Genomic DNA, 11,296 nt, shown 5'->3' on the forward strand with positions numbered 1-11,296 from the left:
CCGCTCGTCTCATCTCAGCCCGGCACCCATGTCAAGAACCTCATGCCCCACAACAGCTAGCGGGAAGACGGCCAGGTCGGCAATGGTGCCGTCCGCAACCAGTGCGCCAAGTAGCCGCAGCCGATCTTTGATGAACGCGACCGCCGCATCCCAGTGGAACGCCGCCCCATCGTGCTCCCCGGGAACCTTGCGCAGATCGATTTCGTACTCGTCTGTACCGAGAAGGGCGTAGGTCGGGAAACGACCTACCGCTACGAGGGCCTCATTGACAGCAGATTGCGCGAGCTGCACGGGCGCACCGTGGATGGTGCCGACCAGGCGAAGGACGGTCGCACTTTCCCTTTGAGCCAGCGCTGTCAGCTGTTTGATCCGGTGCTCGTGCTGCCGTTTGAGCTCCCGGAGCCGATCCGCGCTGTACACCTCCCAGAGGCTCTTGCTGTCGATGACGTGATGCTGGTCGTAGCAAATCAACATCAGATTGGCTGCCTCGTTGCGATCCGTCGCAGGCAGCGGATCAGAGCCACGTGGTGAACCTTTTGCCGTGTCCCAGCCGACCACGTGCGCAAGCTGGCCGATGAAGACTGGCTGTCCGGTGGTTTCGTCAGCGAGAAGCCAACGGTTGCAGAATGTGCAGCGGCCTCCTGCGGCAACCCACACTCGACGCGCTACAGCCTCGGCGATAGAGCGTGTTGCCCCGTCTGGGCCGATCGCTCGGTTGGGTGAGGGATTCTGTCCGGACTCTGTCAACATGCCGCCTTCTGAATCTTGACACCGGAGCTGGGCCGGCCGAGCGGGAATCGCTCTCGAAGCGAACGCTACTGAAGCGCCCTAGGTTTTGTTCCGAGGTCAGGACGCAACGGGCGCTGAATTCTGATCGTGAGTGTAAGCCGCCTCAACCTCCGCTGGGGGGCGATAGCCAAGGGCCTCGTGGATGCGGGTGGTGTGCCACCAGTGCACCCACCCCATGGTGGCCAGCTCCACCGCCTCGACGGACTCGGGACTGATGCACGTGTAGGTGGCAGTCTCTCTTACGCTGCGTGCGCGGTCGCGGGTCGAGGCAAGGCGGCAGAGGTTACACAGCCGGGCTGGCCCTCGGCGAATCAATTAACGTCCTCGGTCAGTACACCTAGACGGGGAGTGGTTCCCAGTGGGGTCGGCTGATCGGGGCCAGCATCTACCCGGTGCCCTTCACCTCTCAAGCGGCCTGAAATCCTCTCCCATTGCTTGCCGCCCCATCGGCCCCATGCGTACCAACGACGACTGAGGACGAATAACGGACGCGGACCTTTGCGGTCCGCGGCTACTGCTTCCCGCGTTTACGGTCAAGATCCCCGCTTAGCGGCTGGGCCCTTTCGATACGACGCGTCAGCGCGATGGGCGCGTCGGGCCGGGCCGGTTACACGCGGGCGGCGTAGAGCTCCATCAGGCGCGTTTGCCGCTCCTTCTCCGTGGCTCCGGAAGGCAGATTCAGGATGCTATCCATAACGCGATCCAGTGCCGCGTGCGCCTTCACCAGGGCCGGGTCCATGGCTAGCGGGTTGTAGTGCTGAGCCAACGACCGCTCTGGGTGCAGCGCGCGCGCCTCCAACACGCCGGCGCCGGCTTGAATGAGCTTGCCTCGCTCCGACTCGGACAACTCAGGTAGGGGCAGTGTGTTCCACACCAGCGTGTTCGAGAACCGCAGGTCTGACTTGATCTGCCCACCGACCATGCGCTGCCATGCGATGAACGCCGATGATGAGATCACCGCGAACGCGAAACCATCTTCGTCAGGTGCGATGAAGTTCGCGTTGGACGAGATCACCTGATCCGTGAATCGCGCAGCCGGGTAGTACCGGCGAGTCTCGGAGACATGGATTGGGATGCAGAGATAGTCCCCCTGGGGGCGCTTCTTGTTCGGGCGGAAGAGGTGCGGCGACTCCCGCAGCTTGTAAGCGTCCCCGGAGACTGGGGCGGCCTCGCGATACGCCTTGCACTCCTCGACGCGCCGGCGCAGCACAGCAGAGCGGGCAAGATCAGCCGGATCCAGGTCTTCGAGCCAGAGGCACCATCGGGGAAGCCCACGGATCAGCTCCCGTGCCCCCACGTAGCGGCGCAGGTACTTCACCGCCACCGGGTCGGAGGCCACCTCCGGGTGCTCAGCCAGCTCCACGATCAAGTGCCCGCCGTCGGCGGGCTTGGACCCATAGACCACCGGCGGTAGCTGGGCCAACGGCTTGTTGCGTTTGGCCACGAGGACCCATGGCCCTTCTACGAGGTATGGGCTAATCGCGCTCACCGGTTCCTCCAGCGGATGCCCTTGGGACCGTTCATAGGAGAACAGCCGCGCCCCCTTCAAGGGGATGCCCTTGGAGAAGCCGATGATGACGCAGTGCACCGATGCCGAGCCCGGAGCCTCCGAGGTCCACGCGAACGTGCGGTGCGCGAACGGGATCGTCCATCCTTCACGGTGCAACGGCCCGAACAGGGCCGGCACCGGCTGGCCCTGAGCGATGGAGTTCGTGGTGACGAACGCGAACCGGCCCACCGGCTGGTCGGCGAAGTAGTGCATGGCCTGGGCATGCCAGCCGGTCACGTAGTCCAGGTACCCGTCGTAGTCAGCACCCCAAACGGCCTTCATGTCCGCGGTCTGCTCGGCGGTCTTGGTGTACTGGCCGATGAACGGCGGGTTGCCCATCACGTACACGTGCTCGGATGCAGGCACGACCTCGTTCCAGTCCAGGCGCAATGCATTGCCGACCACGATGTGCGCTGACTCGGTCAACGGCAACTGCTCCGGGGACACGCCGATCTTCAGCGACATGTCCTGGTTCGCCTGGTGGTTCACCAGGAACATCGCCGTACGGGCGATGGTCGCCGGCCACTCCTCCAGCTCGATCCCGCTGAAGTGCGACATCCGCACCCGCACTCTCTCGTCCTCGTCTATCACCAGCGAGGTCTGCACCTGCTTGCCCGAGAGCTCCTGCAGACGCACCAGGATCTGCAGCTCCAGGGCGCGCAGCTCTCGGTAGGCCACGATCAGGAAGTTGCCGCACCCGCACGCCGGGTCCAGGAACCGCATCTGCCCCAGACGCTCGTGCAGCTTGCGCAGCCCTGGCCGGGAGTGAATGTTTGCCACGAACTCGGCACGCAACTCGTCCAGGAACAACGGGCCGATGAGCTTGAGGATGTTCTCCTCGGTCGTGTAGTGCTCCCCCAGGTCCCGGCGGGCTTCCTTGGACTTCACCGCCTGGAACAGGGACCCGAAGATCGCCGGGGAGATCCCGCCCCAGTTGAAATGGCAGGCCTCGATCAGCTTCTGACGCATCGAGGCGGTGAAGTACGGGATCGACACCGCCTCCCCGAACACGGACCCGTTCACATATGGGAAGCGCAACATCAGCTCGTCGGTGCCGGCCATGCGCTTGTTCACCGGCCGGTTGAGCACCTGGAACAGGGCGGTCAGCTGCGCGCCAAGGTCGGATCCGTCCTCGGCGGTACGGGTCTGGATGAACTCCAGGAACAGGTCCCGCTCCCACAATCCCGAGTCGTCGGCGAACAGGGCGAACAGGGTCCTCACCAGGAACACGGACGCCTCGTGCTCGTCGTAGCCGGAGCCCTCCAGCTCCACGTAGAGGTCGGCCATCAGCTGCGCGGCCTTCACGGAGGCCGCGGCCTGCTCGGCCGAACCGAAGACGCGCTTCTGGTAGCCGGCGATGAACCCGAACCGCTCGGCCTCCACCGGCAGCTGCTCCAACGGGAACTCGCTCACGGCATCCGCATCCCCGACCGGAGCCTCCAGGTCCCGCAGTCGGAACGTCTCGAAGTCGCAGGTGATCACGTACCTCGGCTGCTCGGCCTCGGGCACGTTCGCCAGGTACGTCAGCGCCTGATCTTCAGCCGCGACCAGGTCCTTGCCCAGCGACTTCTGCTCCGCGATGAGCATGCCGGGCCAGAACACGTCGATGAACCCGGCCCCGCCGTCGGCCTTCTTCGCCCGGCTCTCGTACTGGGCCACCTTGCGGCGGCGGATTCCGTAGACCGCGAACAGCTCCGTCCAGAAGGACTGGGATTCGCCCCGCTCGTAGGACTCCCCGGCCCACTCGTGCACGAACGCGGCCGCGTTCGCTCGGATCTGATCCCAGGACAAGGGCTTGGTCTGCATGTGAAGAGCCTTCCAACGGTGACCACCCCATCATGCCGGGCCCACCCCGTACGCGCGCTGATGACAGAGGCGGGCACGCACAGTTTCCGTCACTGGGCGGGCACGAACCCCGCCGCCCACCTGTCAGGCGCAGCCGACACCCTTGTCCTCCCCCACGGGTCACGACAACCAGGATGAGATGGACGGGGGCCCGTCGTGCGTTAGAAAATTTTTTGCAAACAGGAAGTTTGCACCAGCAGAGCGTTGGGATCGACCCGCGCGGCGCCAGACACCCATGGAAGCTCTTGTCTCGGATGCCGACACCATGATAAAATTGACTTGAGCAACTAGCCGGCACCGACTCTCGGAGAGGAGATACACGATGGCTTTCGAGGTCTTCGACAAGCGCAGTGCACCCATGAAGGGGACGCCTAGCGTGACAATCCAGAAGCGAGGCATCCTGTCGATCAACGGTCCAGCGCATAAGATGATCGACGGCGCTCTCGTCGTGGAGCTGCTGTTCGACAAATCTCGCAAGGTCATGGCTTTGCGGCCCGCGGACCCCTCGCCGCGTTCGTACGCACTGCGCGAGCCTTCCAAGACGGGGCAGACCCTGCTGTCGGCTACTGCTTTCATGGACGCCTATGACATCGACACGACAGTCAGCCGGCGGTACGAACCGTTCGAAGAGGACGGGATGCTCTGCATCAACCTGGCCGGACCGTCGATCGAGGTTCACGGCAATCGCTCCCGAGCCTCCAAGGAGGACGCGGGTGCATAAAAAGCTTCGACCCCAACCCATTGGCGTGGGTTGGGGTCGATTTCAGGGCCTAACGGCGCTGATGGTGATGGGCTATCACGGTCAGCATCGTAGCCGAGGCTGGAGCAACCGGCTCCACCCGATAGGCCCTCCAACACAAAAGGAGGAGCCTTATGGCTTCGATCACCCGTCACTACCAGATCCATCTCACCGGGCCAGCACCCTTCGCCGACCTGGACGTCCACACGGACACCCCCCAGTTCCTTGACCCGTACGCGATCCGGCTTCTGGGGGCTCCTACGCCCCACGCCGCCACGGCGATCAACTGCCTGAACACGTTCCTGGACGAGCTGGTGCTCACCGCCGTCTCCTCGGACCCGGCAACCCAGACACGGGGGGCGGCGCTGCCCGTGTTCCCCGAACCGCGGCAGACCCGCCTCGGACTCTCGGTGCGGGGCATCAATGGGCATGGCGGGGCAGAGGTGATCCGCCGGCGGATCTGGAAGGCGATGTCCACCGACCTGCAGCCCCTGCTGCACGTGGGAGTGCTCCGCCACCTGGAGGAGCTGGGCTTCTACATCAAGGATGTCGGGGACGACGTGACCTCTGACATCACCACCCGCATCATCTTCCAGGCGTTGGTGGACTTCACGCAGGAGATGCTCACGTTGTACCCGGAGTTCACCACGAACGGACACAAGACGGTCAAGGTGCCCTGCCGTATGTGGAACGACGTCACCCGCCGGTGGGAGGAGAACTTGGTAACCCTTCCGGAAGCCAACGGCGAACCTCTGGTGCTGGTCCCGGCCCGCTGGGTGACTCGGCACCCGCTGATGCGCTACGGCCGCTTCTTCGAAGTGACCATGCTGGGCTACATCCAGGATCTGCACACTCAGTACACCCCTGAGGGCAAGGCCCTCAAGACGCCCAAGGACCTGTTCGTCCCCCAGGGGCTGGCCTCACGGGACAAGCTCGAGACGCTGCGCAAGACACTCGAAGCGTACGAATCTGGCCGTGACCTGCTCGCAGAGCACCGCCGCTTCGTGACCGCCAAGGGCGTCCCTCCGCAGGTGGACCTGCTGGCCTGAGCGGCCCACATCGAACAAGGCCCGAGGAGATGATGGAATCCATCTCCTCGGGCCTTGTCGCTCCCCTCCGCCTTCCACGTGCGAGCTCTACAGCCGCCAAGTCTGGGCTCGGGCAGCCCCGACAAATCTCCAGGCACCGCACCGCTCCAAGCTCGGAGGATCTCGACCACGGTGAGAGCCGGGCTGCGAGTGGCCGATGCCTGCACCTGCAAGGAACGCATCACCTCAGCGGGGTCCAGGTCGAACTGATTCACGAAGAACTCGTCCGGATGCTGGACTTCCAAGATGAACCGCCCTAGGGCGTGTCTGATAATGCTTCGAGGGTTTGGCTAAGACCCTGGATCCATTCTCAAACACGCCCTAGATCGGTTCGCATGCCCGCTTACCCCACGCCCGATAGCGTGGAGATCACCATGAGTGAGCCCACCACGACCGAAGAACCAGAACGCACCGCACGCCAGTCCTGGCCCTACGCGGCGTCCGCATTGTCTTATCTGGTGGTTCCCTTCGCCATCGGGACCGTGGCCGAGCCGGCCACCGCCACTGTCCTGCTGATCATCTGGCTCTTCTTGGCCGCGCTCAGCCTGGGCTTCCTGGACGGCCGGGTGTTCCGCCGCACCTGGGCCTTCCCGGTGATCACCGGAGCGTTGTGCTGGCTCGCCTTGCTGCTCTATTCCAATCCCGGGACCTGGGTCTACGCCGTTGGCGTCGTGCTGATCTGCCGGCTGGGCGGCATGATCGGCGGGGCTCGGACGGAACGGGGCTGAGCAGTGGAGGTGTGGACGCTCCACCATCCCGATCTCGGCGTCATCGAGCTCGAGCAGGGGTTCGATGCCGAGTTCCTCGCACGCGACCCGGAGTGGCCGCTGGAGGACTCCTGGGCAGGTGGCGACGACGGGACGCCCGCCGGCGACCGCGAACGCTCACGCGTCGGCGAGCATGCGGGCCCCGACGCCTCCTTCCGGAAGCGGTTCACGCGATGGCGCCAGAATCCCCCGCAGCGCCTCCAGGTGAGAGTTGACGGTCAGGTGCGTGGCCGGTTCAAGGCCACCACGAACGGGGTGCTGCCGCTGAAGGGAGCGCCGGCCGCACTCAAACTCGCGGACGTCACGGGCTCCGTGGCCCGGGAGAAGCCGCACCTGCGGATCCAGGCGTCCTTGTTCGGGGAGCTGCTGCAGGTCGAGTTCCGGGAAGCGGGTGCTGTCGCGGAGTTCGACCCCCCGGCCGGCTCCCGCGGGGAGAGGCGACATCAGGCCATGGAGTCCAGCTCCGTCAAGCGGGTGGCCTACCCGCTGCTTGGCGGCCTCGGGAAAGCCGGCTGGGCGATCCTCCTACTGGTGGTGATACCGCTGCTCGGTCGGCTCTTGCCCGACTGGGACGTCGAGCTGCCGGCCTTCCGTCCGCCGCGGATCCACCTGCCCGTACCGGTCTGGCCGCGGATCGAGTTGCCAGTGCCGGTGTACCCCCAGATCCACCTGCCGGTCCTTCATGTGGACCTGCCTGCCCTGCCCGCCTGGCTGATCACGGTGCTGGAGTACGACCAGATCTGGAAGCCCATCCTGTTCGGGCTCGGCGTCGGCCTGGTCTCCCTACGCAACCACCGCAGGTCCGAGGCGGAGAAAGCCCGCTGGGCGCAGACCCTGGCCAACACAAAGATGAAAACGGAAGAGAAGTCCGCCCAAAGTTCCTCCCCTCAGAGCACCAGACCCGCACGCCCCTAGGGCCTCGGCCAACTCGTAGCGGTACGAGATCCAGAGCGAGGCCGCCCTACTGATGGGTTGACCCTCGACGGGCAATCGAGGTGTAGAGGGTCTGCCGGCTCACCCCGAACGTGCGCGCCACCTCGGCCTTCGGGATCCCCATCTCGATCATCACGCGCGCCTGCTCCACGTCGGTGTCCGAGAGCTTCGGGGCCTGGACGTACTTGCCGCGGGCCTTGGCCAGGGCGATGCCCTCAGCCTGGCGCTCCTTGATCCTTCGGCGCTCGAACTCCGCGAACGCCGCCAGGATGCCCAGCATCAGCCCGTCCACCGGGGAGGTGCCGGACTTGTCCACGGTGATCCGCTCGGACACGAACTGCACCGCGCACCCCTTGTCGGTGAGCTCGTCCACGATCGCGTACAGGTCCCGGGTGTCCCGGCCGAGCCGGTCCATCGAGGCGACCTTCACCAGGTCCCCCTCACGGACGTACGCCATCAGCTCCGCCAACCCGGTGCGCTTGGCGCGGGAGCTGCCGGAGATCTTGTCCTGGAAGATGCGGTCACACTCCCCCACCGCCTCCAGCTGGCGGTCCAGGTTCTGCTCCGCCGAGCTCACCCGCACGTACCCCACGGTCTGTCCAACCACGTTTAAGACCCTCCGTCAGTTATGTCCAACGCCCCGGTTTGGGACCGTCTCTGACGTGATGCTCTCGTGGGCGGGCGGAGTGTGTAAAGGGGTATACCCGGCTTGACGCCGGGATGGGGCAATGAACACCCCGCTGGATCGTGAGGCATCCCTCTGTCGAAGCGCTGACGTTTACTTTACTAACCTGTTAGTATAGTTTCGTTGATGCGACTACAGGCAGAGGACAGGGGTACAACAGTGAACGACGTTGGATCATCGCCGCGGCGGTGGTGGCTGCTCATGACCGTGGGGGCCGGCCTGCTACTCATCACCCTCGACAATTCGATCCTCTACACCGCCTTGCCTACGTTGACCGCAGACCTCGGCGCGTCCGGATCCTCGACACTGTGGATCATCAACGCCTACCCCCTGGTCATGGCTGGCCTCCTCTTGGGAGCAGGCACACTGGGCGATCGCATCGGCCACCGCCGAATGTTCGTCGTCGGCCTGTGGATCTTCGGTGCCGCATCACTGGCAGCGGCATTCTCGCCCAGCCCTGCCTTCCTGATTGGCGCCAGGGCACTCCTCGCTGTGGGGGCCGCAGCGATGATGCCCGCCACGCTTGCTCTGATCCGCCTCGCGTTCGACGATCCTCGTGAGCGCAACATCGCCATCGCCATCTGGGGGAGCCTGTCGATCGCGGGGGCAGCGCTCGGACCCATTCTCGGCGGCGCCCTTCTCGAACGGTTTTGGTGGGGATCTGTTTTCCTCATCAACGTCCCCGTTGTTGTCATCGCACTTGTGGCGACCGCAGTCATCGCGCCGCACAACGATCCCGATCCGTCGAAGAAGTGGGATCTCGTCTCATCCCTCTATGCGATGGTCGGGCTGGTGGGCACCGTGCTCGTCATCAAGGAACTGGCCCATATTCCACAGAACTGGGTTCTGATCGCAGGGGCGCTGGCGTCAGCAGTCATCGGGTTCGTCCTCTTCGTGCGACGCCAGGGCCGATTGGAAGAACCACTCATCGAGTTCTCCATCTTCCGCAACCGCGCCTTCGCTGGCGGCTCTCTGGCAGCCTTCTTCGCGATGTTCACCATCGCTGGCGCCCAGCTCGCGACCACACAGCGCTTCCAGCTCGTCGAGGGCTTCACCCCCCTGCAAGCAGGCCTGCTAGTCGCAGCCATCGCGCTTGGCGCCCTGCCCTCAGGTGTCCTAGGGGCCGCGATCCTGCACATCGTGGGCCTGCGGATCATTATCTCCGGCAGCCTCGCCATCGCCGCCCTAGGACTAGCTCTCGCCGTGCTGGCCTCTGCGAACGGATCACTACCCCTGCTGGTCGTCAGCTTCATCGTGACCGGCTTCGGCCTGGGCGGCACCTTCGCCGTCGCTTCCGCCGCCATTATGGGCAACGCGCCTCCGCGAAAGGCCGGCATGGCGGCCTCGATCGAAGAAGTCTCCTACGAGATGGGCTCCCTCTCGGCTGTAGCACTCCTCGGAAGCCTCCTGACCTTCGTCTACGCCACAGTCGTCCGACTCCCGGATGGCACTCCCGCCGCAGCGGGGGAGAGCATTGCCGATGCCCTCGGGATCGCCGACGGAGATCTCGACGTGATCGCAGCCGCCACCTCCGCCTACGACACGGCCTATTTGGTCACGATGATCGTCCTCGCTGTCATGCTGGCTAGTGGAGCCGCTCTGACCAATCGACTGCTCCGCGCTTACGGGCGCGGCAGCGAGGCGATGGAGTACGCCGAAAACCACTGAACCAATCGGAGGGGCGCATGATGGTGCGTGAGAGCAAGAAGACCATGATCCTCGACGCCGCGATCCAAGTGATCGAGGAAGACGGGATCACAGCAGTCACGTTTGACTCTGTCGCGGCCGCTGCGGGAATCACCAGGGCCGGGATCATCTACCACTTCCCGTCACGAGACGACTTGATCGCTGCGATCCACCAGAGACTCGCTGATCGCTGGGAGCGGCAGCTAGAGATCGCCTGTGGAAAGCCGACCGCTGAGGCAACGTCGATGGAGCGCCTGACCGCCTACATACTCACTTGTTCGACAGCCGCCTCCCGCGCCGAGTTCCAGATGATTCTCGACAGCCAGCACACCCAGCACAAGGCGATCTGGGAAGACCTCATCGACCGATGGACCGGACGTAGCGAACGAGACGAAGCTGAGCGCGACCAGATGACCTCGCTCGCCCTGCTCGCCGGTGACGGGCTCTGGGTCAACGACCTGATCGGAAGCAGGCCCATCTCACAGGACCACCGGAGTGAAACCGCAAAGCAGATTATCGCGCTACTCCAGAATGACGTCCATGAATCCGAGGCCAAGCCCAACGGGTAAGCGAGCCAGCGCGCGGTTGGAGAAGGCCGGATCGACGAATCCGTCGAGCGCGATGATGGGCAACCCTGTCAAGCAAGATCGCACCCTGGCACCTCTGTCCGGCAGCACCCAACTAGCTCTGACACATGCGCCTAGTGGGTATACCCGACTGGACGGTTTCTCAGGCACACCCTAGGTGCGGGATCTGTCAGTCGTTTTCTTGGGCAGCCGTCGCGGCGACGATCTTCTTGGCAGCTTCCTCCAACGAAAGAGCGTCCCCCGTGGTTAGGCCAGACCGGGCACCGAGCAGAGGGCTCACCTCGCGAAGGGCGTCGAAGTCCGTCCCGTGCGCCAGCGGGATCACTCGGTCCGTGGCCAGCAATGCCGCCAGCTCCTTGCTCGCGATGCCCGTAGCCCTGTCCAGAGTGGTCAGCATTGACGGGGTCACCAACACAATCCCGACTCGAGAACTCCGAAGACCCTTATCGATTTCCGTGAGCAGCGACTTACCGAGGCCCACGTCGTACTCGCTAAACCACACCGTCGCGCCATAGGTCCGGAGCAGATCGTGCAGCTCTAGGGCAGTTGAGTCCCGGATAGTGGTGTAACCCTCCCCGGTGGCCACGACCATCTTCGAGACGGACGCGGTCACCGTGGGAGCCTTCGA

At 64.5% G+C, this 11,296-nt stretch carries 10 protein-coding genes; 6 read left to right on the forward strand and 4 right to left on the reverse strand.

All coding sequences use genetic code 11. The annotated features are described in order from the left end of the window. Window positions 1-9: 9 nt before the first annotated feature. Together NR072_RS09510 and NR072_RS09520 are read right to left on the reverse strand one after the other, a co-directional pair. Window positions 10-750 carry a hypothetical protein gene (locus NR072_RS09510; RefSeq protein ID WP_256837015.1) on the reverse strand — a complete coding sequence of 247 codons (741 nt, stop codon included), beginning with the start codon at window positions 748-750 and terminating at the stop codon, window positions 10-12. A 646-nt stretch (window positions 751-1,396) separates the two neighbouring features. After that, a complete protein-coding gene (locus tag NR072_RS09520; RefSeq protein ID WP_256837017.1) occupies window positions 1,397-4,144 on the reverse strand; it encodes a DNA methyltransferase in 2,748 nt (915 codons plus the stop codon). 361 nt (window positions 4,145-4,505) lie between these two features. Here NR072_RS09520 and NR072_RS09525 point away from each other — a divergent pair, with 361 nt between their 5' ends. The 4 genes from NR072_RS09525 (at window position 4,506) to NR072_RS09540 (ending at window position 7,692) form a co-directional block, all read left to right on the forward strand. Next, on the forward strand, window positions 4,506-4,904 hold the full coding sequence (locus NR072_RS09525; protein ID WP_256837019.1) for a hypothetical protein: 399 nt from the start codon (window positions 4,506-4,508) through the stop codon (window positions 4,902-4,904). A gap of 152 nt (window positions 4,905-5,056) precedes the next feature. After that, window positions 5,057-5,971 carry a hypothetical protein gene (locus NR072_RS09530; RefSeq protein WP_256837021.1) on the forward strand — a complete coding sequence of 305 codons (915 nt, stop codon included), beginning with the start codon at window positions 5,057-5,059 and terminating at the stop codon, window positions 5,969-5,971. Window positions 5,972-6,384: 413 nt separating this feature from the next. Beyond that, complete coding sequence (locus tag NR072_RS09535) at window positions 6,385-6,738, forward strand: hypothetical protein (RefSeq protein ID WP_184172306.1); 354 nt, start codon at window positions 6,385-6,387, stop codon at window positions 6,736-6,738. A 9-nt stretch (window positions 6,739-6,747) separates the two neighbouring features. After that, complete coding sequence (locus NR072_RS09540) at window positions 6,748-7,692, forward strand: hypothetical protein (protein ID WP_256837027.1); 945 nt, start codon at window positions 6,748-6,750, stop codon at window positions 7,690-7,692. A 46-nt stretch (window positions 7,693-7,738) separates the two neighbouring features. Here NR072_RS09540 and NR072_RS09545 read toward each other — a convergent pair whose 3' ends face one another. After that, window positions 7,739-8,317, reverse strand: coding sequence for a recombinase family protein (locus NR072_RS09545; RefSeq protein WP_256837028.1), 579 nt, complete (start codon window positions 8,315-8,317; stop codon window positions 7,739-7,741). Window positions 8,318-8,596: 279 nt separating this feature from the next. Between NR072_RS09545 and NR072_RS09550 the strand changes: the two genes are divergently transcribed. Next, window positions 8,597-10,063 carry an MFS transporter gene (locus tag NR072_RS09550; RefSeq protein WP_256837029.1) on the forward strand — a complete coding sequence of 489 codons (1,467 nt, stop codon included), beginning with the start codon at window positions 8,597-8,599 and terminating at the stop codon, window positions 10,061-10,063. A gap of 17 nt (window positions 10,064-10,080) precedes the next feature. After that, complete coding sequence (locus NR072_RS09555) at window positions 10,081-10,650, forward strand: TetR/AcrR family transcriptional regulator (protein WP_256837030.1); 570 nt, start codon at window positions 10,081-10,083, stop codon at window positions 10,648-10,650. Between the two features lie 187 nt (window positions 10,651-10,837). Here NR072_RS09555 and NR072_RS09560 read toward each other — a convergent pair. Next, window positions 10,838-11,296, reverse strand: a 459-nt coding sequence (locus NR072_RS09560) for a toll/interleukin-1 receptor domain-containing protein (RefSeq protein ID WP_256837032.1), incomplete at its 5' end; no start/stop codon positions are given.

This window comes from Micrococcus sp. Mcc89 (assembly GCF_024519795.1).
GTDB lineage: Bacteria > Actinomycetota > Actinomycetes > Actinomycetales > Micrococcaceae > Micrococcus > Micrococcus luteus.